The organism is Paenibacillus sp. J23TS9 (genome assembly GCF_018403225.1).
Taxonomy (GTDB): Bacteria; Bacillota; Bacilli; order Paenibacillales; family Paenibacillaceae; genus Paenibacillus_AQ.
In genome coordinates this window covers 756,926-780,720 of the sequence record NZ_BOSG01000001.1, presented here as the reverse complement: position 1 = coordinate 780,720, position 23,795 = coordinate 756,926, and the positions used below count along the sequence as shown (strand labels likewise).

At 44.9% G+C, this 23,795-nt stretch carries 25 protein-coding genes; 4 read left to right on the top strand and 21 right to left on the bottom strand.

Features of this window, described 5'->3' with window-relative positions; genetic code table 11:
* Position 1: 1 nt before the first annotated feature.
* From KJS65_RS04000 to KJS65_RS03970, 7 genes are all read right to left on the bottom strand, one after another.
* On the bottom strand, positions 2–658 hold the full coding sequence (locus tag KJS65_RS04000; RefSeq protein ID WP_213648670.1) for a hypothetical protein: 657 nt from the start codon (positions 656–658) through the stop codon (positions 2–4).
* Positions 655–1,260 (bottom strand): DUF2087 domain-containing protein, encoded by a 606-nt coding sequence (locus KJS65_RS03995; protein ID WP_213648669.1) that lies wholly within the window; start codon positions 1,258–1,260, stop codon positions 655–657. The genes KJS65_RS04000 and KJS65_RS03995 overlap by 4 nt, the downstream gene beginning before the upstream one ends.
* 232 nt (positions 1,261–1,492) lie before the next feature.
* Complete coding sequence (locus KJS65_RS03990) at positions 1,493–2,647, bottom strand: beta-ketoacyl-ACP synthase III (RefSeq protein WP_213648668.1); 1,155 nt, start codon at positions 2,645–2,647, stop codon at positions 1,493–1,495.
* A 295-nt stretch (positions 2,648–2,942) separates the two neighbouring features.
* On the bottom strand, positions 2,943–3,263 hold the full coding sequence (locus KJS65_RS03985) for a thioredoxin family protein (protein ID WP_213648667.1): 321 nt from the start codon (positions 3,261–3,263) through the stop codon (positions 2,943–2,945).
* A gap of 2 nt (positions 3,264–3,265) precedes the next feature.
* Positions 3,266–3,637 carry a MerR family transcriptional regulator gene (locus tag KJS65_RS03980; protein WP_213648666.1) on the bottom strand — a complete coding sequence of 124 codons (372 nt, stop codon included), beginning with the start codon at positions 3,635–3,637 and terminating at the stop codon, positions 3,266–3,268.
* A gap of 137 nt (positions 3,638–3,774) precedes the next feature.
* Positions 3,775–4,308 carry an RDD family protein gene (locus KJS65_RS03975; protein ID WP_213648665.1) on the bottom strand — a complete coding sequence of 178 codons (534 nt, stop codon included), beginning with the start codon at positions 4,306–4,308 and terminating at the stop codon, positions 3,775–3,777.
* Between the two features lie 272 nt (positions 4,309–4,580).
* Positions 4,581–5,402, bottom strand: a complete 822-nt coding sequence (locus tag KJS65_RS03970) for a helix-turn-helix transcriptional regulator (protein WP_213648664.1) — start codon at positions 5,400–5,402, stop codon at positions 4,581–4,583.
* A 117-nt stretch (positions 5,403–5,519) separates the two neighbouring features.
* Here KJS65_RS03970 and KJS65_RS03965 point away from each other — a divergent pair, with 117 nt between their 5' ends.
* Positions 5,520–6,368 (top strand): NAD-dependent epimerase/dehydratase family protein, encoded by an 849-nt coding sequence (locus tag KJS65_RS03965; RefSeq protein WP_213648663.1) that lies wholly within the window; start codon positions 5,520–5,522, stop codon positions 6,366–6,368.
* Positions 6,369–6,696: 328 nt separating this feature from the next.
* Here KJS65_RS03965 and KJS65_RS03960 read toward each other — a convergent pair whose 3' ends face one another.
* Together KJS65_RS03960 and KJS65_RS03955 are read right to left on the bottom strand one after the other, a co-directional pair.
* Positions 6,697–7,890, bottom strand: a complete 1,194-nt coding sequence (locus KJS65_RS03960; protein WP_213648662.1) for an MFS transporter — start codon at positions 7,888–7,890, stop codon at positions 6,697–6,699.
* Between the two features lie 76 nt (positions 7,891–7,966).
* Positions 7,967–8,629 (bottom strand): TetR/AcrR family transcriptional regulator, encoded by a 663-nt coding sequence (locus KJS65_RS03955; RefSeq protein ID WP_213648661.1) that lies wholly within the window; start codon positions 8,627–8,629, stop codon positions 7,967–7,969.
* 211 nt (positions 8,630–8,840) lie between these two features.
* Between KJS65_RS03955 and KJS65_RS03950 the strand changes: the two genes are divergently transcribed.
* Complete coding sequence (locus KJS65_RS03950) at positions 8,841–10,289, top strand: serine hydrolase domain-containing protein (RefSeq protein WP_213648660.1); 1,449 nt, start codon at positions 8,841–8,843, stop codon at positions 10,287–10,289.
* 85 nt (positions 10,290–10,374) lie between these two features.
* On the opposite strand, the gene KJS65_RS03945 is transcribed toward KJS65_RS03950, so the two are convergent.
* On the bottom strand, positions 10,375–10,932 hold the full coding sequence (locus KJS65_RS03945) for a TetR/AcrR family transcriptional regulator (protein ID WP_213648659.1): 558 nt from the start codon (positions 10,930–10,932) through the stop codon (positions 10,375–10,377).
* A gap of 266 nt (positions 10,933–11,198) precedes the next feature.
* On the opposite strand from KJS65_RS03945, the gene KJS65_RS03940 reads away from it, so the two are divergent.
* Positions 11,199–12,026, top strand: a complete 828-nt coding sequence (locus KJS65_RS03940; protein ID WP_213648658.1) for an SDR family NAD(P)-dependent oxidoreductase — start codon at positions 11,199–11,201, stop codon at positions 12,024–12,026.
* Positions 12,027–12,105: 79 nt separating this feature from the next.
* The gene (locus tag KJS65_RS03935; protein ID WP_213650619.1) at positions 12,106–13,047 is read left to right on the top strand and encodes an aldo/keto reductase; all 942 of its coding nucleotides are present in this window, start codon (positions 12,106–12,108) and stop codon (positions 13,045–13,047) included.
* Positions 13,048–13,258: 211 nt separating this feature from the next.
* Here the strand turns inward: KJS65_RS03935 and rlmD are convergent, their stop codons facing one another.
* From rlmD to KJS65_RS03880, 11 genes are all read right to left on the bottom strand, one after another.
* A complete protein-coding gene (gene rlmD / locus KJS65_RS03930) occupies positions 13,259–14,827 on the bottom strand; it encodes a 23S rRNA (uracil(1939)-C(5))-methyltransferase RlmD (protein ID WP_213648657.1) in 1,569 nt (522 codons plus the stop codon).
* An 85-nt stretch (positions 14,828–14,912) separates the two neighbouring features.
* Positions 14,913–15,242: a chaperone CsaA gene (gene csaA, locus KJS65_RS03925; RefSeq protein ID WP_213648656.1), complete on the bottom strand. Its 330-nt coding sequence runs from the start codon at positions 15,240–15,242 to the stop codon at positions 14,913–14,915.
* Positions 15,243–15,382: 140 nt separating this feature from the next.
* Positions 15,383–16,153: a hypothetical protein gene (locus KJS65_RS03920; protein WP_213648655.1), complete on the bottom strand. Its 771-nt coding sequence runs from the start codon at positions 16,151–16,153 to the stop codon at positions 15,383–15,385.
* Complete coding sequence (locus tag KJS65_RS03915) at positions 16,143–17,300, bottom strand: hypothetical protein (RefSeq protein WP_244864366.1); 1,158 nt, start codon at positions 17,298–17,300, stop codon at positions 16,143–16,145. The genes KJS65_RS03920 and KJS65_RS03915 overlap by 11 nt, the downstream gene beginning before the upstream one ends.
* Positions 17,301–17,414: 114 nt before the next feature.
* Positions 17,415–17,870 (bottom strand): hypothetical protein, encoded by a 456-nt coding sequence (locus KJS65_RS03910; RefSeq protein ID WP_213648653.1) that lies wholly within the window; start codon positions 17,868–17,870, stop codon positions 17,415–17,417.
* The gene (locus KJS65_RS03905) at positions 17,863–18,450 is read right to left on the bottom strand and encodes an RNA polymerase sigma factor (protein ID WP_213648652.1); all 588 of its coding nucleotides are present in this window, start codon (positions 18,448–18,450) and stop codon (positions 17,863–17,865) included. Before KJS65_RS03905 ends, KJS65_RS03910 begins: the two co-directional genes overlap by 8 nt.
* Positions 18,451–18,562: 112 nt before the next feature.
* The gene (locus KJS65_RS03900; protein ID WP_213648651.1) at positions 18,563–19,447 is read right to left on the bottom strand and encodes an NAD-dependent epimerase/dehydratase family protein; all 885 of its coding nucleotides are present in this window, start codon (positions 19,445–19,447) and stop codon (positions 18,563–18,565) included.
* Between the two features lie 117 nt (positions 19,448–19,564).
* Complete coding sequence (locus KJS65_RS03895) at positions 19,565–20,260, bottom strand: DnaD domain-containing protein (protein ID WP_213648650.1); 696 nt, start codon at positions 20,258–20,260, stop codon at positions 19,565–19,567.
* A 20-nt stretch (positions 20,261–20,280) separates the two neighbouring features.
* Positions 20,281–21,576, bottom strand: coding sequence for an asparagine--tRNA ligase (asnS, locus tag KJS65_RS03890; RefSeq protein ID WP_213648649.1), 1,296 nt, complete (start codon positions 21,574–21,576; stop codon positions 20,281–20,283).
* Positions 21,577–21,622: 46 nt separating this feature from the next.
* Positions 21,623–22,831, bottom strand: a complete 1,209-nt coding sequence (locus KJS65_RS03885; protein ID WP_213648648.1) for an acetate/propionate family kinase — start codon at positions 22,829–22,831, stop codon at positions 21,623–21,625.
* Positions 22,828–23,700 carry a 3-hydroxyacyl-CoA dehydrogenase family protein gene (locus KJS65_RS03880; RefSeq protein ID WP_213648647.1) on the bottom strand — a complete coding sequence of 291 codons (873 nt, stop codon included), beginning with the start codon at positions 23,698–23,700 and terminating at the stop codon, positions 22,828–22,830. The genes KJS65_RS03885 and KJS65_RS03880 overlap by 4 nt, the downstream gene beginning before the upstream one ends.
* Positions 23,701–23,795: the final 95 nt, after the last annotated feature.

Here is a 23,795-nt window from a genome sequence, read left to right as displayed (position 1 = left end):
GTTACCTCCTCTCATTCCGGTGTCTCAAAGGATATACGAGCTGGATATCCTTTTCTGTGATCAGCCCTTCATACAACACATGATTATGGTCTGCACCAACAATGCACAGGATTCGTTTCCCTGAGTGCTTCAAAATGGCATTTTTTATTCGTTGAATCATGATTAAATGTCTACATACCCACCTGAATAAATGTGCCTGCGGATTTATTTGTTCTAACCACTCGTACTTCTGCTTCGTAACCATATCAAATTCTAAAGAATTTAACGGAATAGCACTCATATCCCATGTAGAAAACTGTCTTTGAAACCATTGCTCTAACTCACAGCTCAATTCTTGTCTTTTTTGTTCATTGTAAATATTAAATGGGTCAAAATCCATCCACACATCCAGCTCAACCCAATCAATAGGTACAAATTCGATTCTCTCTTCTTCACATAGTGGAAAGATCAAATCCCAATATTCACTAGCCGGCTCTCCCCAATATCCCCGATTCGTTCTATCTAGATGATATTTTTCCCAACTGTCGGGAAGCACCTCGCCACAAATAACATCCGGATTAAATTCTAATATTAACTCCTTAATGAAATCCAAAGATAAATTATACTTTTGCCTAAGCTCATCATCATGTACTACACCTAATATGCCTACTGTCGTCACGAGAGAACCTCCCATCTTGCCCACATTTCTTGAGGATTTAATTCGTAAATTTGATTCTCTCTAAACATGAATTGATGCATAATAAATTCCCTGCGTATCGTCGCAAAATCATCATGGAAATTCTTAATAAAATCATTGATTTCCTTCTCGCTATACTTGCGCCCCTTATCCAACTGGGACACGAGATGTTCCAGCACAATAAGTTTTTTCTTAAGTTGAACGGGGAGACTTTTCAATTTTCCATCGGATGTGAAAAAGTTTTTGATGATGGAATCTTTCATTCGCTTATGATCATCGCGCAAAATGTCCATATCTCCCTTAGAGTTAGCTTTTCTATAAATCAAATCTTCTGTAGCGCTGGCATTATTTTTGATGAAGTAGTGATTTAACGAAAAATATATCGTATTTTTATCCCTTCGCTCATTAATCAGACTCGCTTCTCGTAATTTCGTCGTATGATGCGTTATTGTTGCAGGCGTAACACTTAATTTTTCCGCCAATATTTGACCATTAAGTTCTCCATCAGCGAGTAGAATCAAAATTTTTATCCTTGTAGGGTCTGCTAGCGCCTTATGATAGTTGACTACCTTATCTAACTGCATTATCACAATCGACCTCCAAATTCAACAAACATCTAATTTATATATCATTAAATTAGATGTTATTCTAATAGGAATAAAATGTAAAGACTTTTGTTGAATTGTAATGAGGCCCAACAACCTGCCTGGCAACATAAAAGAACCACCCAAATTGCGGATGGCTCTAGTTTTTATCATTCCACTTCTATAGTCCTTCAATGGACATGGTAGTCGGAAGAATATTTTTTCTGACAGATTATTGGGTTACATGTGTCGACTCTGATGATGATCCCAATACAGTCAACAGCATGACAGAGGTTTGGAATCTACCGCTTTCGGGCACTACGCACAACACCTGCTCTCCCTCAGAGAGTTGTCCCGAATTCAGCATTTCCTCCAGCATAATATAAATCGAAGCCGAGCCCGTATTGCCCTTCGTGTATAAATTCGTAAACCATTTCTCTTCCGGGATTGTCACCCCGCCAAGTTCCAATAACCGGAATATTTCTTCCTTGAAAACATGAGATGAATAATGACAGACCATCCAATCAATCGCCTTAGGGTCAAACCGCCCTTCCTCCACAAGTTCCAAAAATCGAATTACTCCTACCTTTGTTATTTCATTTACAAGCCGTACATCTTGCTTCAGATTAAGGACTCCATGATCCGCCGCTTCATGAATGGATGAATAATCAAGCCAGGATTGATTTCCGTCTTCTTTACTCATTCCTGAATACATACAAACATCGTATTTATTCGCATACGACTTGTTATCAATCCATTCAATTCGGAGCGATTGTCCCACGCTGGAGGGAGTATTTTGCAATATAGCTGCACCTGCTCCATCCGATAGCATAAATCGTAAAAAATCCGTGTCGAAGGGTACTCGGCTGCTGCCATGAATACCCTGCGCTTCATATTTGGTATGTTTAAATTCACGGCTAAGAAACTCACTGGCACAAGAGATCGCAACTTCATGCTCACCGGATTTAATATGTAAATAAGCATTCTTAAGGGCATGCATTCCACCCGCACATAACCCGGAATGCGATGCAATTTCCATAACGGGTAAACCGCTCTCTGCATGCACCATACTCGCAAAGCCAGGTAAAAGCACGTCACCTCTAGTCGTACCTGTCGCAAGGAACCCGATATCATGATCTGCCACGTTCCCATTTCGTTCTAATGCATCTCGAATAGCCAGAGAAGCCATCTCTGCGTTCGTGTATAAACTCTTCTGTTCTTTATCCATCGCATAATAGCGATACCGAATTTGATTCTTCTCAAGAATAAGACGCTTGGTTTTGGAAGGCTTGCCTCCAATTTTGCCGAGATAATCCTCCATTTCATCATTGCTAACCGGAGATCCAGGAAGAAACTTACCCATACCTGTAATGTAGACTGAATTCATAGAACACCTCTCAAATTTTAATATATTTGTTAATTATTATAACTTATAGCATTTGTAAAGTATTGGATTTTTTTGTTATTAATCTCAAATATTTGACGAATATTGTATTTTGTTCTTGTTAGCTGATTGAATAAAAGACAAAAAGACGCCTGGATCATATACATCCAAGCGTCTTCTTTATTCTCTATTTTGCATAATTCATATTTAATTAGAATCCATTGTTGGGCTCTCGCATCTAATTCACATTAAACTGCCTGAAAGTCATCTGCTACATTTTCTACATTCGTCTTACACTCTACTCCACATACCTCGCAAGCGCCGCCTGGTACACTCCTTTGGGTCTGAGTCCAATCAATTTATCCATCGGTTCGCCGTTACGAAACACGATTACAGTAGGCGTGGACATGACACCGAATTCAGCGGCTATCTCAGGTGATTCGTCACAATCCACTTTTAGGATCGACAGTCGGTCCCCTTCTTCATTACTCATTTCGTCAAGAATAGGAAGCAGCACTTTACAGGGCGGGCACCACTTCGTGACAAAATCGACAAACGTCACTTCCTTCTCTTGAATAGCACGCTGAAAAGTTGATGCGTTGATCGTTTCAATACTCATGTTCAGTCCTCCGGTTCGCTGGTTTCCCGTTCATCTAGAATCGACTGCATGCGTTCCTCCAGATTCGCCTTGATGTTTTGCAGCTGGAGTATTTGTGCTTCGATCTCCGCGAGTTTTTGGCGGTAAACCGGAAACACTTCCTTGCAGAACGCCTCTTTACTCGTCAAGACGCAGTGCAGAAAACTGGCGATCTGCTCCGTAGACAGTCCCAGATTGAGATACAGCTGTATGGTCCGCACCTGCTCTTCCGCAAATGGCGAATATTCCCGGTAGCCATTCTCGCGCCGAACCGGCGTAAGCAATCCCTGCTCGTCGTAATAACGAAGCGAACGGATGCTGACTCCGGTACGTGCTGCAAGTTCTCCAATTTTCATGCTTCAGCGCCTCCTACATGAACGATTCGATTTCATTCTATACCCTGACATTAATGTGAGGGTCAAGAGTTTTCTCTCCGAGAATTAATATGAACGGACGTTAACCCGGTAAAAGTCTGAATATGTGAAGGAGTTCTCTATTCCTTGTGCCTGATTACCGTTCCTGAAATCACATCATATATCGTTTGTTTATTTTTACTCCACAATGAACTAAGCAGGTAGAAGAGTATTAGTCCATAGACTGCCGACAATAAAACATAAATGATCGGATCGGGGTAACCGGAAGGAATAACCATGTGCCAAATCGTGAAATGGGCCAGCTCCCAAGGAAGGAATTTAAGCGCAGAACGAAAAAGCGAGGAACCGAGTCCGATGGATTGACCGCGAATACCGCTTACTACAATCCCCATTTTCCGTTTCCCCCATGTCGCATGTGATTTGGAACACTCACATATGGCAAAATACAAATACACTGGCAGGGTAATAAATAGAAAACCGGTGATCTCTGCCAGTAAGGCACTTGTCGTAAACAGCGGAACCAACCACGGGCGTATAAGAAAAGATAGGCCCACCAGCAGGAGCAGATAGCCCGCAATGATCACATAATCCCACAAAAATGCGATTATACGAGTACCTAAAGATACGCTTTTCATATTTTCATGTATATACATAGCTATACCCCTCTAGGAAATAATCCGGGATTTTCATTCAATGAAACCTCCCCGGTAGCTTCTTAGTACTTTAACAAGAACATTGCTTCTGAGCTGTACGGCAGCTTTTTGAATGATTCTACAAGATCTGCAGTAAAGTAAACGAGTAAGCAGCTCATGGATAAACCTGAAATCTACAAGGGGATTAATTTTTCGTCGTAATAAGTGATCTGCCACAAAGCCTGCAAGGAGCATTCTATCTATTGCCCAGCAGGTAACGACTTTTCTTAAGATCACAGTAAACTCTTGAGATGCTCTGCAGTCGATGATGAAGCGATATAAATCATGATCTTTAGCGTCGGGTAGTTTGGTTGCTGTAATGTCACGTGCTCAAACTCCATCTCCCCGATCAAGGAGTCACTCCATCGCTTGTGGCAATCGGTGATGACTTGAACGTCATGTCGCAGCCAGCAAGAACGGAACAGTTCACTTATCTGCATAAATTCCTCTATCAGTTCCTTAAACCTCGGGTCATGTTGGCAGTACACGTAATCTGCTCGAAACCGTGCAATCATGACACGCGCTTTTTCTTCCCAATCCAAGTTGTTCATTTGAAGCGATGGATCAGTCAAAAACCGTCTTAGCCAATTGGGCCGCTGCTGCATTTCCTTAGAAAAAACCGGTAGTCTAAACACAACCTCCGCCGCTTTGTTCCACATCAATAAATCCCAACTTCTCCCCAGTATAAAAGCTGGATTAGGTTCAGGAGCAAACACTGTTCGCTCCAAACCGGTACTCACCTCTTGATCCATTTCATCTTTCTCCAAATCTGTTTGGCTTGCCAGCATGTGGAGATGACGTCGTTCATCCATGGACAATCGTAACCCTTCGGACAAACCATCCAGTACCTGCTCGGACGGATTAACTACTCTGCCCTGTTCTAATGAGGTATACCACGAGGTACTTATATGGGCAAGTTGGGCCACCTCTTCACGTCGAAGTCCAAGCGTTCGGCGTCGACCATATGACGGCAACCCTACTTCTTCCGGGGTAAGGCGCTCTCGACGTGCTCGCAAAAATTCACCCAGCGATTCGTTTGTAAAACTCTTTTTCATAGTTTAATCCCCTTTATCCTAACACTGCCAATCGTACGATAAACACAGGAAGGTTGTTGATTCCACAATCTGTAATACTACAAGTATAGCATCGACAATATGAGGAGGACATCGAAAGTGAATATATTCGTAACTGGAGCAACAGGAAAAATCGGAAGCCGGTTTGTACCTCGTTTACTGCAACGTGGTCATAACATTAAAATTTTGGTTCGCGATGTTTCGAAGGCGGATTCTTTTCGACAGCAAGGGGTCGAGGTTATAGAAGGTGACCTCTTGCACATAGAAAATCTCGCAACTGCGTTGCAAGGCATGGATACCGTGGTACATCTGGCGGCACAATTTCGTGGAGTAGATGAAGCAACTGCGAGAATGTCAAACATCGATGCCAGCATTGTTTTAGCAGAGGCTGCCCTGAAGGCGAATGTTCCAAGGTTTGTGTTTGCTAGCACAAATTTAGTGTATGGTGCAGGTACTCATAGCAGACCGAGCCGTGAAGAAGATGGGCTACGACCTGCATTCCCTTATCCACAAACTAAAGCGGCAGCTGAAAAAGATTTGCTTCTGATGCATCATGAGCAGGGATTAGGGCTTCGTATCGTAAGGTTTGCTTTTGTCTATGGAGAGCGTGATCCCCATATCTCGGAATTTCTGCCGATCATGAGCAAATGGAACCCTGCCAAACGACTCCATATGGTACACCATGCGGATGTAGGCCAAGCGCTGCTACTTGCCACCACCACACCGGACATTGATGGCAGCATCTATAACGTTGCCGATGACTCCCCCATAACAGTGTCAGAGCTGGTTCAACTCCATGGTTTTCCCCACCAAGAATTAGTGGGAGCCTTACAGCAAGAATTCAATCCATGGGATATGATCGTGGATACAACACGCATACGGAACGAATTAAACTATCGTCCTATATTCCCTTCCTTCTATACGGCAAGGGATGCAGGAGCATTGTAATAGCTTTTAAGCCCCTTATCCCTTTTAGGGGCTTTTTCAGTTTCATAACAGGCGAGTATATCTTCATCTATAGATCTTATTCGTATTAGGCTAGCCTGCGGGATCAAACCGCTGAGCAACTGAGCCAAGTAACCTACCAGCAAAAACAAACCTTGTGCAATACTGTTACATCTCATCTATTCTTTCAGTACCATCAATATTACGCATTCCACGTGACTTGAGTGTCGGTCACTTAAAATGAAACAGCGGCGCACTAGGACTTGAAAAATAAAGTCTTAGACGGCCGCTGTTTTTATTGTGATACCCGTTACTTAATTTATAGATATAGTTAATTTTTCTCTGTCGTATAATAAATCATCGCGATGATTGGAAAAGCTATTCCAATCCATAACGCTGCACTCCAGCCACCTATGGCATATGCCCAACCACCTAAGGCAGATCCTATAGCACCGCCAAGAAAAAAAATGGCCATGTATAATCCATTTAATCGGCTACGAAACTCTGCCCCTAATGAAAAGATAACACGCTGTCCAAGAACCAGATTAGCAGAAACTCCCATGTCTAAAAGGATCGCTGCAACGACTAGGGTTGCAACTGCAGTTGTCGAACCGCCTTGAATCATCAGGGGAAGCAATATAGAAATGATAACAATAGCTAGCGCTAATCCTGTGGCAGGTCGAATCCAGCCTCTATCTGCAAAACGTCCTGCCACAGGCGCAGCAACCGCTCCGGATACTCCGACCAGTGCGAATAATGCAATCTCTTTTTGAGAAAAATGAAAAGTGGAGCTGCTCAATAACAAAGGAACCGTTGTCCAGAACAGGCTAAATGTTCCGAACACACAAGCGTGATAGATCGCTCGACGACGCAGGACCGGAGTCGTTCGGAGTAAATGCCACATGGAGCCCATAAGGGTTGGGTATTTTACATTTACCAACGGTTTCCTTGCAGGCAGCGCCTTTACTAATAAAAGTGCCAGAACAAAGATCATTGCAGCAGACAAGAAGAATACAGCGTGCCAGCTCAGGATATCTGCAACCAAACTCGATACAGGACGCGCAAGCATGATACCGAGTAACAGACCACTCATGACATTACCAACTGCACGTCCACGCGAGGCATTGGGCGATAGATGAGCTGCATAAGGTACAAGCACCTGAGCTGCGACTGACCCTACCCCAATAAACAGTGAAGCTATGAGGAATAGCGCTGCATTATTCGCTACTGCCGCAATCGCCAAAGCGACTGCAGTGAAGAGCAATAATGTCACTACCAGCCGTCGGTTTTCAAGAATGTCTCCCAAGGGTACGATAAATAATAAGCCGATACCGTAACCAATCTGGGTTAGTGTGACGACAAGCCCTACAATTTCTGTAGATAACCCGATTGTTGAACTGATTGGTCCCACCAGGGGCTGCGCATAATAGAGATTAGCGGCGATTACACCGCACGAAATGGCTAGAAGGAGGGTGATCCAAGACGAAACAGCTTTCTCAACTTTTTGGTTTACGCTTAAACTCATAGTAAGCCCCTTTACAGTAGTTATGGAAGATGTATTTTTCGGAACGATCGTTCCGGTAAGATCAAAAAAAAATATGTTACAGCATCTCAATCACAATATTAATCATGTCATGAAGAACTTTCTTGTCACTTTTCACTTTGGAAATTACATTTATACTATGATTAAGGTTAAGTAATAAATGTGATAGCACTTTTATATCTTTTTTGGGGTCGATTTCTCCTGTCTGCTGTCCTTTACGTAAAAGTTCATAAAAAGACTGTTCCAATCCCTCAAATCGGTCACGTATCAATTTACGTAGTTCTTCATCTGGTGAATCCATATCAATGGTTGCATTTGTTATCAAGCATCCTTTTGGTGAATCCTCATCAAATGCGGAAGTAATGTGCTGATCAAAATACTGGCGGATTCCAACTTTCGCAGACGGAGCATTTACCAAGAGATTTCTTTTTTTTTGCCCTATTTTTTTGTAATGGTGTATTGCCTCAACATAAAGCGTCTGTTTGTCCACAAATGTTTCGTACAAGCTTGATCTGCTTAATCCCATTGCTTTTAATAAATCCGGTACGCTTGTCGCTTCGTAACCTTTTTCCCAAAAAACTAACATTGCCTGATGAAGTACGCGCTCCTTGTCAAACTCTTTTGTACGTCCGATGGTTACTCCCTCCTCTCTGTAGGAACAGTATAATATTTCAGGAACGAATAGTCCAGTATTTTTATTATGATTCCAATCCAGTTCCATTAAACTGCTCGTTAGCGTAATGATCCTAAATTTTTTACGGAGCGAACGAGGGTAAACCCTACGGCAAGAGAAGGAAGCAAATCATCAGGCACCCCGTGGGGGTAACAAGGTCGGCTCTACTTACCAATCACCGATACTAGCGAAGAAGCAGGTAATTGGAGGGGAATTATAGAACTAGTTATCGTAAATGAATAGGTAGGAGGAGCAGAGATTGGCAATTGAAACGGATATTCCTGAAAATCACAGATTATCTTCGAAGGCTTTAGTAGAGTTTTTCACACGAATTGAACAATTAAAATTGGAAATAAACAGCTTTATGTTGCTACAAGATGGTAAAGCCATCGCTCAATTTTTTCGCCCCCCCTATCGTAAGGACAGTCCAAAATTATTATATTCTCTGAGTAAAAGCTTTACTTCTATAGCTGTAGGAATCGCTTGGGATAATGGCTTCCTAAATTTAGATGATAAAGTCATATCTTTTTTCCCTGAAAAACTACCGAGAATTATTACACCAAATTTAGCTAAAATGACCGTACATCATTTGTTATCAATGAACGCAGGTCACCATGATAATATCTATGCTACAGTGGCGAATGAACAGGATTGGGTAAAGACATATTTATCTTTAGATGTTGAACATGAACCGGGAAGTCACTATCGTTACAGCACTCATTCCACATACATGTTGTCTGCAATTATTAAACAGGTAACAGGACAAAATATGATTGACTTTTTAATGCCTAGATTATTCGAACCATTAGGGATATCAAGACTATCATGGGAAACCTGCCCATTGGGCATTTCAGCAGGCGGAATGGGATTGAGCATCCCAACCGAAGGCATAGCTAAATTTGGTCTTATGCTCTTGAATAGAGGGGTTTACGAAGGGATAAGAATTGTTTCTGAGCAATTCATAAAGTTAGCTACAACGGAACAAAGTGATAATCGTGCAGGAGCGGAAAGAATAGATTCAGCACAAGGTTATGGATATCAAATTCATTTATGTCGACGCGGCTGTTATAGGGGCGATGATGGATTCGGTCAATTATGTTTCGTAGCCCCAAAAGAAAATTTAGTCATTGCCGCAACTTCTAGCTTCAAGAATATGAAGCCATTACAGACACTTTTAGATTTAATTTATGAACATATCATCGACCAGTTAGACAATAATGTTTCCTACAATCCTGAATACAATATCGAATTGCAAAAACTATTATCTATAATTCCTAATTCTGTTCCTGCAATAAAGCCTGTGCCCGTCAACATGCCAATCGTAAATGCTAGTAGTTATGTCATGAATGATAACCCCCATGGTCTTAAAAAGATAACCTTCCATTTGAAGGAAGGGCTGTTGGAACTTCAAGTTATTTACGGGGATAATAGGGACAACATTCTACCATTTAATTTTACTGAACCAATGGATACTAAGGATGTATTTAATAAAGATTTATCCATGCATCTTCAAAAAGTAATTACATACGCTACATGGCAAGATGAAAACACATTACAGCTTACACTTTTCTATATCGAAACTCCTTACGTAGTCACTTATACAATAACATTCCATGACCAAACTATTGATTTTCAATTCAACATCAATGTATCCATGAACATACCGGATTTTAGAGTTACTGGGCACTTAACAAATGTGCAAGTTTGATTCACAACAAATGAGAAAAGCTTGGACGCTCAGGATCACTTTCTAGATACTTGTTGTCCGCCTAATATTGTCACAAGCACTTTCACTAAACCTTAATTGCTTTCCAGCAAGCTTCAAGAGTCTGCTGAATCTGATATTCATCAAGAGAATATTTTCCTGCCAAATAGCCATTTATGACAGAGTTGATCATTCCAGTGACGAGTTGGCAACATAATATGATATCCATTTCTCGGATAATACCCTGTTTTTGACCCTCTTCAATGATTGAGAAAATTTCGATATGCGAGGGATCTAACTTATTCCTCAATTCTTCGGAGATATAGGGTGACTGACAATAGTTCTCAATAAATGAAAGCTCCTTGGGATAGTTAAGCGCATAATCTGCCGTGCTTTTTAGAATGCCTTTTATTCTTTCATAGACAGTCAGGCTGGGATCATATCCAACCATAACTGCTTCTCCCATATGAGTACGAGCATTCATAAAGAGCTCACTAACTAGTTCCTCTTTGCTCTTATAATAATTATAAAAGGTGCTAGAACCCACATTTGCCCTCTTAAAGATTTTCGAAAAGGTAACGGACTGCAAGCCCTCTTCCGTAATTAAATCAAGGGTTGCCACCAAAATGTCTTCACGTTTACTCATTTCGCACCTCACTAAGGAATATTTATTCTGACTAATCATACAACTTGTTTAAAAGTGTGTCAATTTAGGGAATAAACATTCCACTAAATTAGCTGTTATGTACTTAAAATTAGCTATTTAACGCATTTATCTCATGAAAATAGAATGTTTTTTCTAATTTAATTGACTTTTAAATATTGAAAACCTATAGTGAAGTAGAATAAATATTCCAATCGATGGGTTAAGTAACACAGAAACTCAAATTTTATATCCAGGAGGCTTTAACAATGGTCGATTACAAAGGCAAGGTGGCACTGGTTACCGGTGCTTCAACAGGTATCGGCAAGGCATACGCTTCGGAACTGGCTGCTAAAGGCAGCCATGTGATTGTGGTGGCCCGGTCGAAGGACAAACTAGAGACCCTGGCAAAGGAATTATCATCTAAATACGGTATAAAGGCATATGCCCTACCAGCTGATTTATCTAAACCAGGTGCGGTGCGACTGTTGGCTGAACAAATTGCCGAGCTTGGCCTGAACGTCAACATTCTGATCAATAATGCAGGTTTCGGTACACACGGTCGTTTCGAGGAGATTTCGAGTGAGCGAGAACAGGAAATGATTAGCCTGAATGTAGCTTCGCTCGTGGATATGACCCATCAATTTTTGCCCTATATGCAGCAGCAGAAGAATGGAATTATTGTAAATGTAGCTTCCCTTGGCTCCTTTCAGTCAATCCCCTATATGGCTACTTATGCAGCTACCAAAGCGTTTGTTCTTTCATTCACTGAGTCAGTCTTTGCAGAAAACCGTCATCTTGGGGTGCGCGTTCTTGCATTATGCCCGGGAACGACCAAGACGGAATTTTTCGATGTGATTGGCACAACGGAAATGCCAGGAGGAATTAATGGCACTCCCAAGTCGGTTGTGAAAGCTGGCTTCCGTGGGATCGAGAAAGGGCGAAGCTATATCATAGATGGAACCTCCAATTATTGGCTGGCTCAAAGCGTTCGCTTTCTCACACGAAAATTTACTGTCATCATGACCGAGCGAATGACGCGTCCTGCTTCATCTAAGACTGCCGCTTCAATACCAGCTTCGGGTAAATCCAAATAAAAGGTTAGGCAGGAGGAAATCCAAAAATGAGTTCCATCCATATTATTTCTAGGAGGTAGAATGCATGAGGTCGGAATCTATACAAAAAAGGAAGCTTGGACGTGAGGGATTAGAGGTTTCAGCATTAGGTCTTGGAACCATGATGATGCCGAATAACGAGGAATCGGTTCGCGTGATTCATGAGGCGCTGGATATCGGCGTCACTATGTTTGACACAGCGGATATTTATGGTGAATTTGCGCAGCAGCGGTTTGGAGAAAATGAGAAGTTGGTAGGGCGGGCGCTTAAGTATAAACGGGATAAAGCGGTGATTGCCACGAAATTTGGTGTAACGCATACCCAGGGACCCAAAGGTGATCGGGCGTATATTAAAAAATCCGTGGATGCTAGCTTATACCATCTCGGATTGGATTACATTGACCTTTACTATCAACACCGCTACGATCCGAATACCCCTATTGAAGAAACCATTGGAACGATGGCAGACTTGGTCAAAGATGGGAAAATCCGTTATATCGGTCTTTCCGAAGCACCTGCTGATATCATCCGTCGTGCACACGCCATTCATCCCATTACGGCAGTGGAAACGGAGTATTCTTTGTGGAGTAGAGAAGTGGAAGATGAAGTACTTCCGGTTCTTAAAGAATTAGGAATTGGTTTTGTACCTTATAGCCCGCTGGGACGGGGATTCCTGACAGGACAAATTAAAAAGTTCGATGATTTGGCAGAGGATGATTATAGGCGACATTATGAACGGTTCCAAGGCAATAACTTCTTTAAAAATGTGGAAGTAGCAGAGCTGATCGAACAAATGGCTTCAAGAAAAGGGTCCACCTCTGCTCAACTTTCTTTGGCGTGGCTGCTCGCCCAGGGAGATTTCATTGTTCCAATTCCCGGTACAAAGCGAATAGACCGGGTTAAGGAGAATCTTGGCGCTTTGCAGGTTCAACTTACTCCAGAGGATTTCGAAGAAATTGAACGTATCTCTCCAAAAGGCTTCGCTGCCGGGGGGCGTTTCTAAATTTACAGTAGTCATTTATCAGAAAACTCCTATATAGGAGTTTTCTTTATTTTTACAATCACGTTCAAGATGAGTCACCAATTACTGTTGAGGCAGGTCCGAAATACTGATAATAGGATCATCTCCACCTTGTAATGTTTCCATTTGAATAAATTTAGCCACAACATTAACGAACTGACTTATAAGCGTGCTTGAGCAATACGGCCACACCTCATTTTCGGACCATCAATAATAAGCACTCCACATGACTCGTCTGCGGAAACATATCCACCGGCTGTACCCACTCAAGATGATAGCCGCCGTTCAGCAGCACCTGGCAGTCTTTTGCCAAAGTTGCCGGGTTGCACGATACATACACCAGCCGCTTAGGCTTGGATTTCACGATGGCGTCCAGAAGCGGACGTTCGCACCCGGTACGCGGCGGATCGACAACCACGACGTCGGGACGGATACCGCGGCTGACCCAGTCCGGCAGCAGCTGCTCGGCGCGCCCTTCATAGAAATGGGCGTTAGCAACGCCAGAAGATTTCGCGTTGTCGCGGGCATCCAGCACCGCCTCGGGAATCAGCTCGATCCCGCGGACTTCCTGTGCGAACGGTGCAAGCCAAAGTCCGATCGTACCCGTACCGCAGTACGCATCGACCACAAGCTCTGAGCCGCTGAGCCCGGCAGCCTCCTGCACGGCATTATACAACTTTACCGTCTGATCCGGATTCAGTTGGAAGAATGCCCGCGGAGACAAAGCGAAACGCACGTCACCGAGAGATTCCTCCAGCTGCTCTTCACCCCATAGAATCACGGTCTTGTTACCGAAAACAAGTGGAGATTTGCCCTTATGGATGTTTTGTGCGACCGTAATCACCATCGGCAGCCGCTCGCGTATTTTTTCAACCAGTCGTTTCGAATCAGGAAGACGGTCCGTTGATGTAATGAACGTCAGCTGCACTTTGCCGGTGGCTTGGCCTACACGAGCCACGATGGTCCGGATCGCTCCCTCACGCGTCCGTTCATTGTAGACAGGGATCTGCAGCTCCTCCATCACTTCCTTAACCCGCTCGATGACATGGTTGACCACCGGATGCTGAATCGGACATCCGCTGATATCGATCAGGCGATGCGAGCCTGCGGCATACAGACCTGCGATGATGTCTTCTCCTTCTCGCCCTGCCTGAAGCTGTGCTTTATTCCGGTACCCCCATGGATTGTCCATGCCGAAGATCGGTCGAAGCGGAATATCCTGCAGCCTCGCATATCGCTGGAAGGATTCCCGCACAATTTCTTCCTTGGCCTGCAGCTGCGCCTCATAGGTCATATGCTGCAGTTGACAGCCCCCACAAATCCCGTATACGGGACAAGGCGGCTCCTGCCGCTGCGGCGAGCGCTTTTCGATTTCGATAATCTCTCCGTTCAGGTATCCCGGCTCTACTTTGATTACTTTAGCCTTGACCACCTCATTCGGCAGTGCGCCATCGATAAACACAGCCTTGCGGCGGTAATATCCGACGCCTTCTCCATTGATGCCGATACGCTTGATCGTGACAATGATCCGGTCTCCGGACTTGACATTCTCCGCGGAAGCAGCCGGTTTATTCGCAGGATTCTGCTGCCGATATGTCGACTTTAGATTTCTCTGGGATGTTTGCGGTTTACCTTGCTGCTGTTGCTTCGGATGGGCAGCTTTTGTCCGGGCTGAAGGAGCACCTGCCGGTTTGGCAGTTCGCTTGTCCGCTCCGCTACCCGCCTTGCTCCCTTTCGCCTTGTTGTGTATTCTCTCAGCCATCCTGATAATCGCTCCGTTTCTCACATAAATTCATTCTACTACTATATCACATCGGGCCTTCATTCCCAATGCGTAGGGCTCTCCTTTAGGCAATAGGTGTTCCGTTAGGCACCACCACGTCCGGCTTCAAGAGCACCACGTCACCCTCTTCTGGAACTCCGCCCAGCACAAGCACTTCCGAATCAAAACCCGCAATCCTGCGAGGCGGGAAGTTCACCACCGCAGCCACTTGTCTGCCGACAAGCTGACCCGGCGTATATCTCTGGGTGATTTGTGCTGAAGACCGTTTTATCCCCAGCTCGCCAAAATCGATTTCCAGCTTGATCGCTGGCTTACGTGCTTTTGTAAAAGCCTCAGCATTCGTAATTGTGCCAATCCGGATATCCAGCTTCAACAAGTCTTCTATATTCGCCACTTTGATCACACTCACTGTTCTAAAAATTATAGTCTGGTACCATCTTAACAGACCCCTTAATAGGTGACAAACCATTGGAGTTCATATGAAATCCTGCCAAAACGGAAAAAAGGAGCAGTCTCTGCTCCTTCATCCACAATTTACATATCTGCTGGCTCTATCACCGTGCCATCATTCCGGCGGATTTCCACCTTCAGGCTCTTAGGGGCTACGACGGTCATATTGAGCGGCGACCAGCTCCCTCCAAACATGCTATTACTTTTAGGTGGATCCGAGAACATAATGTAAAGTGTATCTCCAACCCGCTTCATCTGCGTTAGACTGTCAGTATCCAGAAAGCCTGCATTCGCTGCCGTGGTCCGAAAGTTTGCGAACATATGCACTTCCTGCACGTTCCTCTGGTCTACTTTGACTTGATAAGGGTTATCCCCTTGAATAACAAGATTATGGACATCCGCCGGTATATTCTCGGTCCATTCCGGAAGTGTAATGGTATGCTCCACTTCGTTCAGTGACTTTCGCACACCGTCAACGACCCCTAGCGAGCTTAAGCCGGCAAATACGAGGCAGCAGAGCGACAGAAAGCCAACAAAAAACACACTCAGCACATCATAAGACATTTTCCCGTTTTTACGAAAAAACAAAGTGTACAGCAGAATCTCAAGGCCCAATAAAATAAAGATGATAGGCCACCACGTCATTGCAGTGTCGAACACATCGCTTCCCTGCCATTGCGACAAGAAAATAATGATGCCAAGCATGAAAATGGAAAGTCCCATGGAGAATGTGCCTACCCGCCAGTGCCTCTGGGAAGTGAGCGCAGCATCTGATTCTAAAGAAGAACCTGGAAAAGGCTGCGGCACCAGTGTTTCACCAAACACCATATGCGTTTGCGGACGATCACTTTCCATGCCGCTTCTCCTCCCTGCTCGAACGCTTCTCTTCTGTACCCATCATCAGTTTGATTCCGCCAGCAATCAGGAGTATCGAAACGATCACCGGCTTAAAATATTGACTGATTCGATCATCGATATACATATCAGGTAAAAGCTTATTCATTACGGGAATGACAAAACTGGTCACCACATAATACAATCCGAGCAGTAGCAGCCCGATGCCCAACCAGCGTTGATGATTCGATATGCCCTCCACGATCGGGCGGTCCACCAGCGGCTCACGTCCATAACGGCTCGTTTGCTGCAGTCCATCAAAAAATGAGAAGAACCAGATCAGCGGGATCAAAAAGAGAAAGAGCGATAAATGCAGTACATCCAGCACATATACACTGCCCAAGAAAATGACCATGAGCTGAAGTCCTCTCTTTTGTAGTCCAAGATACATATGCCCTGCGCCTGGAAAAGCGGACAACAGTGTAGCAATGACTTTGCTGCGCTTGCCTTCCTCGCGTCCTGCTTCCATATCGTCGAACAGACTATGGTCTTGAAGCACTTCTCCCGCCTGTCTGCGGTGAATGAGCTGAACGGCATCAAACATACAGTACAGCCAAATGATCGGGAGTATACCGAGGAACAACAGGAATATCGTATGACTGGTCAAGCCCGTCAGGAAAAACATAATCGTGCCGAGTCCGAAAAAAGCAATGAGAAAAGAAAGCCCGCGCTGCATCAACCCCATATGAAGATGTCCAAGTCCCGGTACAAAGGAGAGCAAAATAGTATAAAAGCGCTCACTCTCCGGACTCCTTACTGCGCTTGCTGGAGGTGGATATGGCTGGAATGAATGCATTTGCTGCCCTTGCATCTCCTCCGGATCCGGATAGATGCCCATTCCAGCAGGCGGATTGCCCGGATTACCATAAGGGGGATGCATATTCGGACCATATCCGCCTGAGTGATATTGATTATTCTGTACAGTAGGGATCCGCAGCAGATAGACGATAAGATCCAGCATGCAGATGATCCACAGGACGAACGCGCAGACTGCTGTTAGTGCAAAGACGGCTCCTTCACCATTACTGGCCACAAACAGCATAAACCCGAGAAGGATTCCTCCAAAGAACAGGAGTGGATATATAAATCCTCTGCCTTTTCTTCCCATATAATAGTGCCCCAGCCCAGGGATGAAATTGAGGATAAAGGCTGTCATTTTATTGCGGTACGGTTCCAAATTCATCTTTCCTTTCAACAGATATATTCATCTATTTATTAGTTTTTAAGGCTTAATCCGGTCAAGCCACCCCGTCGTCACTCGAACGAGCTCCTCGCTGTAGGAAGCTTTGTTTGCATGGGCATTAACCTGCTGTGGCCCAGGCGTAAGCTTATCGAACCACCCTGCCGAGAGGAAGATCAAGGTTAAGCAGGCTGCTATCGCATAATGGAACAATCGGTGCTCATACCAACGACGCCTGTTGTCTTTTTGCTCCATGGGTATATTATTGACTTCCGGTATTTCAAGCTGATTCATGACATTCTGTACAAACTGCTCCGGATTTCCCATCACAGGAAGACCATCCGCTTCCATATCCATGGCCTGCATATACAGTGAAAAAGCAGTTTCATCCTCAAGAAGGAGCGTTTCCATCCATTCGGCCTGCCCCTGCGGGATTTCACCACGAATATAAGCTATCCATTCCTCGATTGTCAGTATTGACTGCCTGTTGTCACTCATTCCATTCTTCCTCCTTCCAGTGGTTGCGAATCCAGCTTCTTGCCCGGTACAATCTTGACTCCACAGTTTTCACCGCAATATCCTGCTCCCTGGCAATCTGGTCATAGCTTTTTTCCTGTATATAAAATTGAATTAAAATATCCTTGTGCTGGGCAGGCAAACTGTCCATTTTTCTCTCTAGCAGCATCTTTTTCTCTTGGCGGACCAGCTGCCCCAGCACATCCTCTTCAGCTGATGGCAGATGCTCGATAAGCTCTCCTTCAGCCATTTGGTCTTCCCGCCGCCTGTTCAGCTTGCGTTTGGCGTCAATCGCTTTATGTACCGCGATGCGGGTAATCCATGTTTTGAACCCTTGGGAACGGTAATCCGGGAGAGATTTATAGACTTGCAAAAAAACTTCCTGTGCCGCGTCTTCCGCTTCTTTCGGTTCTTTTAGCACAGAATAGGCGGTTTGGAAAACATGCTGCCCGTAATGCTCTACAAGCATCTGGAATGCAGCCTGGTCGCCGCGCCTGATTTGATCGATCAATCGTTCTTCGTCAATCTTTCTCTCCCCCTTCCCCGTATCAATAGACGACATGAATTTTGCTAACCCTGCATCTTTTCCGAAAAAAAGTTCATGAAAAGAAAACAGCCACATTCCCCATGGGGAAAGGGCTGCTATGATATCCTTTTTTTAAAATTCGCCAATACTACTTTTCTTGCATAGACAACTGGCGGATTAGCGCAGGCAGCCAGGAACGAAGCGGCTGGAATTGAAAACCTAAACGTTCCGCCTTGTTCGTATCCATGACCCAGGAGTCCGGCACGCCAAAAGGAGATTTGTTGCTATCCGTGATTTGCTTCGTAATCAAAGCCTTCTTACCGGCTTCCTTCTCAATCCATCCCATCAGTTCGGATAATTTCACATCTCCCTGAGAACGGGCATTGATCGGGCCTTCCACTCGCTGGTTTTTGAGCCAGCTGAGAAAGGCTGCAGCCTCGCCAGACGAAATAAAACACATTTTTGCCTGAAGGTTTGGAATCCCGATGGGCTCCTCCTGCTTCACATGGTCGATATGGAATTCCAGCCGGCCCGTATAATCATCCTCTCCAAGCACAATCGGAAAACGGACCGCCACAGCCGGAAAATCGGCATTTTGGAAAAATACCGCTTCGGCAAGACGTTTGCCTTCTCCATAGGAAAAGTCATTTTTCCCGCCCAAGGTCACCGGGTAAATATAAGGATTCACATCCTTTTCCTCATGCGTGCGGGAAGCAGGCTCGTACACAGATAGCGTGGAAGTCAGTATGTACCTCTTTACTTTCCCCTGGAAAACATCGCAAGCGTCCTGGGCAGCCTGAGGGGAGTAACAGATATTATCATATATCGTATCCCATTCCTTGCCACCTTCAACCGCTTTGGCCAGTGATTCTTTATTTTCGCGATCAAGCTGGATGCGTCCGACTTCATCGCCAAAGCCGTCCTCCGTATTCCCCCGGGTTGCGATCGTCACTTTATGCCCTTCATCCAAAAGAAGCTGGACAAGTCTTTTACCGAAAAAGCGGGTCCCGCCCAAAATAAGTATGTTCTTCATCTATGATCCTCCTTCATTAGATTTCCTGATAAAGATAAATTAATAAAATTCTCTTCGTATTTTACCACAAAAAGCGTGTCTTCCGAATACTCTCGGAAAGACACGCTCATATGAAAATTATGCTCGTCCGCCACTGCGGAACTTTTGCGTATAGGCTTTGGCGTCATCCACTGTTTTCACTCGGTTCCGGCTCCATTCAAGCAGTATCCGGTCGATATACCTGAAATGTACCTTTCCGGCGAATACAGCTTCTTTCAGCGCCATACGAATAAGCTCATCCGGGTACCGGTCCTGATCCATCCAACCGGAGATCGTCTCGCATTCCATGGGAGACAATGGCCGGCCAAATTCCTTCTCGATGACGATGAACAGATTATTATGTCCTTCCTCCTGATCCAAAGACTCCTGAGGCTTTGGAGGGGAAAGCTGGGAAGATCTGTTCTTCTCTTCGGCAGCTAAGCAGCGCCCCAGTTTCTCGTAAAGACCGGACAGATTATAGCGTTCATATTGAATATTACGCAGCTCATCAAGCTCTTCATCGATACTGATCAAGCCCGCTTTTAACAATTTCTGCAGGCATTGCGCGATCGCTTGGGACGAAGCCCCCATGACTTCCTGGAGTTCTTCCAATGAGGGGAAATCCTTCAGTTCCACCTGTTTGAAAGAAATCAGATGAATCAGCAGGAGCATCTCCTGATCGCTAATCTTCAGCTTGCGGTAATGTTGGAGCAGGACATACGGTATAATCGCCATGCCCGCTCCCAAACCGGATGAAGCTCCCTCGGCCCATGTCTTCCATCCAGCGCTGTCCATGAGCTTCACCTCTCCTTATCTTATGGGTAAAGACGATACAAGGTACGAGGGAAAGGAATGGTTTCGCGAACATGATCCAGACCGCAAATCCATGCCACCGTACGTTCCAGACCAAGCCCGAAACCCGAATGCGGTACTGTTCCGTATGTGCGCAGATCCATGTACCATTGATATGTTTCCATGGACAGATCATGCTCCTTGAAGCGTTGTTCCAACAAAGCCGGATCATCGATACGTTGTGATCCCCCGATAATTTCTCCATAGCCTTCCGGTGCGATCATGTCCGCACAGAGAACCACTTCCGGACGGTTAGGATCTGGTTTCATATAGAATGCCTTAATACCGGCAGGATAATTCGTGATGAATACAGGCTTGTCGTATTTCTCAGCAATAGCTGTTTCATGCGGAGCGCCAAAGTCCTCACCCCAAGGAATGTCGAAGCCTTCCCCTTGCAGAAATTCAATGGCATCGTCATACGAAATGCGCGGGAATGGAGCTTGAATATGTTCCAGCTTGGAAATATCGCGTCCAACCGCTTCCAGTTCCGTTTTGCAGTTCTTCACTACGGATTGAACTACATAACTGATGAACTGTTCCTGAACCTGAAGGCTTTCCTCATGATCCGTAAAAGCCATTTCAGGCTCAATCATCCAGAACTCGATCAGGTGACGGCGCGTTTTCGATTTTTCAGCGCGGAATGTCGGACCGAAGGAATACACTTTTCCGAGTGCCATGGCTGCGGCTTCCATATAAAGCTGGCCGCTTTGCGTCAAATAGGCATCCTCTTCAAAATACTTCGTATGGAATAAATTCGTAGTTCCTTCAGCAGAAGTTGGAGTCAAAATCGGCGGATCCACCAATGTAAAGCCATTTTGATCGAAAAACTCCTGAACGGCGCGGATAATTTCGCCACGGATAACCAGAATCGCGCGCTGTTTCGGCGAACGCAGCCACAGATGGCGGTGATCCATCAGGAAATCGACACCATGCTCTTTCGGTGTAATCGGATAATTCTCGGTCAAATGGATAATCTCAATTCCAGTTACCGTCATTTCATAACCGGATTGGCTGCGCGGTTCCTCACGAATGATGCCTGTAACATATACGGAGCTTTCCTGAGTTAAGCTCTTGGCGTCATTCCATATTTCCTCGGAAACTTCGCTTTTTACGACAACGCCTTGAATATATCCACTTCCGTCACGAAGCTGCAAAAACTGGATTTTACCGCTGGAACGCTTGTTGTTAATCCAGCTGCCGATCGTAACGGTTTCTCCTACATGCTGATTCACATCACGAATCACACTTTTAGTGGCCATGCCTAAATCTCTCCCTTTGCTTTTGCTTGCTTGGATTCATTAAAGTCTACGACTTTAATCCCTGAACGATGCGATTGGTATCCCGTGCAATGACAAGCTCTTCATTGGTTGGAATCACCAAAACCTGCACCTTGGAATTAGCCGAAGAAATACGGCGCGGTTCACCGGAACGAATCTCATTAAGTTCCTCGTCCAGCTCAACGCCCAGATAAGTCAAATTTTCGCATACTTTTTTCCGTAAAACAACCGAATTCTCTCCAACGCCTGCTGTGAATACAATCACATCAACGCCGTTCATTAAAGCTGCGTAGGAGCCAATATATTTACGGAGACGGTATTCATACATATCAAAAGCCAGCTTCGAATTGGCATCGCCTTTTGACATTCCATCCGTAATCTCGCGCATATCGCTGCTGATACCGGAAATAGCGAGAAGACCGCTGTGCTTGTTCAACATGGAATTCACTTCATTAACCGTCAGTTCTTCCTTGTTCATGACATAAGGCACAATCGCTGGGTCCAAATCACCGCTGCGCGTTCCCATCATAAGTCCTTCCAGCGGCGTCATGCCCATGGAAGTGTCGATCGAACGGCCATCTTTCACAGCCGTGATGCTGGCCCCGTTGCCGATATGGCAGGAGATGATCTTTAAATCCTCAATTGGACGATTTAGGAATTCCGCTGCTGTCTTGCTGACATACTCATGAGACGTACCATGTGCACCGTAACGTCTTACCTTATGCTTGCTATATAGCACTCTTGGAATGGCGTATAGATAAGCATGCTCTGGCATGGATTGATGGAAAGCCGTATCAAATACCACTACCTGCGGTACGTTCGGCATATTTGATTCTGCCGCCTTGATCCCCATCATCGATGCAGGGTTATGGAGCGGAGCGAGATCAAACAGCTGTCGGATTTTGGTCTTCACGTCTCCATCAACCAACGCGGACTCCCCAAAGTACTCACCGCCGTGGACAACACGGTGTCCTACCGCTTCGATATCTTCCACAGAACTGATTACGCCATGCTCTTTATCCGTCAGCAAAGCCAGAACTTTGCGGATTGCTGTCGTGTGTTCCAGAATTTCGCTGACCTCAGTAACCTCGGCACGCCCCGCTGGCTTATGGGTTACAATGGAAGAGTCCATTCCAATCCGCTCCACCAAGCCTTTTGCCAGTACGGACTCATCCCTCATATCGTACAGCTGGTATTTCAAAGAGGAACTTCCTGCGTTAATGACTAAAATTTTCATACCCGGTCACCATCCTTGTCATACTTGAAGAAGCCTTCACCCGTTTTTACGCCCAAATGTCCTGCGCGCACCATTTTTTTCAATACAATCGACGGACGGTATTTCAGTTCGCCGAATTCACGGAACATGCGCTCAAGAGCAGCCAATACGGAATCAAGACCGAAGCGGTCAGCCATCTCCAAAGGTCCGTGTTGGAATTGATATCCAATACGCATAGCATCATCGATATCCTCTGCAGATGCCACACCTTCCTGAAGAATATGTAACGCTTCGTTAATCATCAAACAGATCATACGGCTGGATACAAATCCTGGTGATTCATAAACCATGACGCCTTTTTTGTGAACGACTTCTTCCACAAAACGCTTGGTTTCTGAAAAGGTTGTATCCGAGGTTTTCAGTCCGCGGATAATTTCTACGAGATCCACTTTACTTACCGGATGAATAAAATGCATGCCGATGACGCGCTCTGGATACATCGTAGAGCTGGCAAGCTCAGTCAGGCTGAGTGAAGATGTATTGCTGGCAAGGATAATATGATTAGGACAAACCTGATCCAGCTGGGAAAACACCTGCTTCTTGGCATCCAAATCCTCGGAAATGGTCTCAATAACCATATCGCAAGTGCCAAGCTCAGCAAGATGTACCACCTTATGAATTCTGCCCAAAATTAATTTTTTTTCTGCCTGGGTAATAGCCCATTTTTCAAGCTGTTTGTCCAGACTCATTTCGATCAAAGAATAGGAGTATTCCAGCTTCTCCGGCGATTTCTCAACCAGAAGAACATCGAGACCGCGCGCAGCCAGCATCTCTGCGATACCTTGGCCCATCGTTCCTCCGCCAATCACACCAATTTTCTTAAAGTACATGTTTCTCTTCCACCTTCCTATGGTCACTATTTCTTATATTTATAATGTACCCGATTCTTTATTTTTGTAAGAGAGCACATAGTGACCCAAACTAT

Excerpts from the sequence above, each read along its gene's own strand:
- KJS65_RS03995 (WP_213648669.1), bottom strand. The coding sequence starts at position 1,260 with ATGCAGTTAGATAAGGTAGTCAACTATCATAAGGCGCTAGCAGACCCT.
- KJS65_RS03990 (WP_213648668.1), bottom strand. The coding sequence starts at position 2,647 with ATGAATTCAGTCTACATTACAGGTATGGGTAAGTTTCTTCCTGGATCT.
- KJS65_RS03985 (WP_213648667.1), bottom strand. The coding sequence starts at position 3,263 with ATGAGTATTGAAACGATCAACGCATCAACTTTTCAGCGTGCTATTCAA.
- KJS65_RS03980 (WP_213648666.1), bottom strand. The coding sequence starts at position 3,637 with ATGAAAATTGGAGAACTTGCAGCACGTACCGGAGTCAGCATCCGTTCG.
- KJS65_RS03975 (WP_213648665.1), bottom strand. The coding sequence starts at position 4,308 with ATGTATATACATGAAAATATGAAAAGCGTATCTTTAGGTACTCGTATA.
- KJS65_RS03970 (WP_213648664.1), bottom strand. The coding sequence starts at position 5,402 with ATGAAAAAGAGTTTTACAAACGAATCGCTGGGTGAATTTTTGCGAGCA.
- KJS65_RS03960 (WP_213648662.1), bottom strand. The coding sequence starts at position 7,890 with ATGAGTTTAAGCGTAAACCAAAAAGTTGAGAAAGCTGTTTCGTCTTGG.
- KJS65_RS03955 (WP_213648661.1), bottom strand. The coding sequence starts at position 8,629 with ATGGAACTGGATTGGAATCATAATAAAAATACTGGACTATTCGTTCCT.
- KJS65_RS03945 (WP_213648659.1), bottom strand. The coding sequence starts at position 10,932 with ATGAGTAAACGTGAAGACATTTTGGTGGCAACCCTTGATTTAATTACG.
- KJS65_RS03940 (WP_213648658.1), top strand. The coding sequence starts at position 11,199 with ATGGTCGATTACAAAGGCAAGGTGGCACTGGTTACCGGTGCTTCAACA.
- rlmD (WP_213648657.1), bottom strand. The coding sequence starts at position 14,827 with ATGGCTGAGAGAATACACAACAAGGCGAAAGGGAGCAAGGCGGGTAGC.
- KJS65_RS03920 (WP_213648655.1), bottom strand. The coding sequence starts at position 16,153 with ATGGAAAGTGATCGTCCGCAAACGCATATGGTGTTTGGTGAAACACTG.
- KJS65_RS03915 (WP_244864366.1), bottom strand. The coding sequence starts at position 17,300 with ATGGGAAGAAAAGGCAGAGGATTTATATATCCACTCCTGTTCTTTGGA.
- KJS65_RS03910 (WP_213648653.1), bottom strand. The coding sequence starts at position 17,870 with ATGAGTGACAACAGGCAGTCAATACTGACAATCGAGGAATGGATAGCT.
- KJS65_RS03905 (WP_213648652.1), bottom strand. The coding sequence starts at position 18,450 with ATGTCGTCTATTGATACGGGGAAGGGGGAGAGAAAGATTGACGAAGAA.
- KJS65_RS03900 (WP_213648651.1), bottom strand. The coding sequence starts at position 19,447 with ATGAAGAACATACTTATTTTGGGCGGGACCCGCTTTTTCGGTAAAAGA.
- KJS65_RS03895 (WP_213648650.1), bottom strand. The coding sequence starts at position 20,260 with ATGGACAGCGCTGGATGGAAGACATGGGCCGAGGGAGCTTCATCCGGT.
- asnS (WP_213648649.1), bottom strand. The coding sequence starts at position 21,576 with ATGGCCACTAAAAGTGTGATTCGTGATGTGAATCAGCATGTAGGAGAA.
- KJS65_RS03885 (WP_213648648.1), bottom strand. The coding sequence starts at position 22,831 with ATGAAAATTTTAGTCATTAACGCAGGAAGTTCCTCTTTGAAATACCAG.
- KJS65_RS03880 (WP_213648647.1), bottom strand. The coding sequence starts at position 23,700 with ATGTACTTTAAGAAAATTGGTGTGATTGGCGGAGGAACGATGGGCCAA.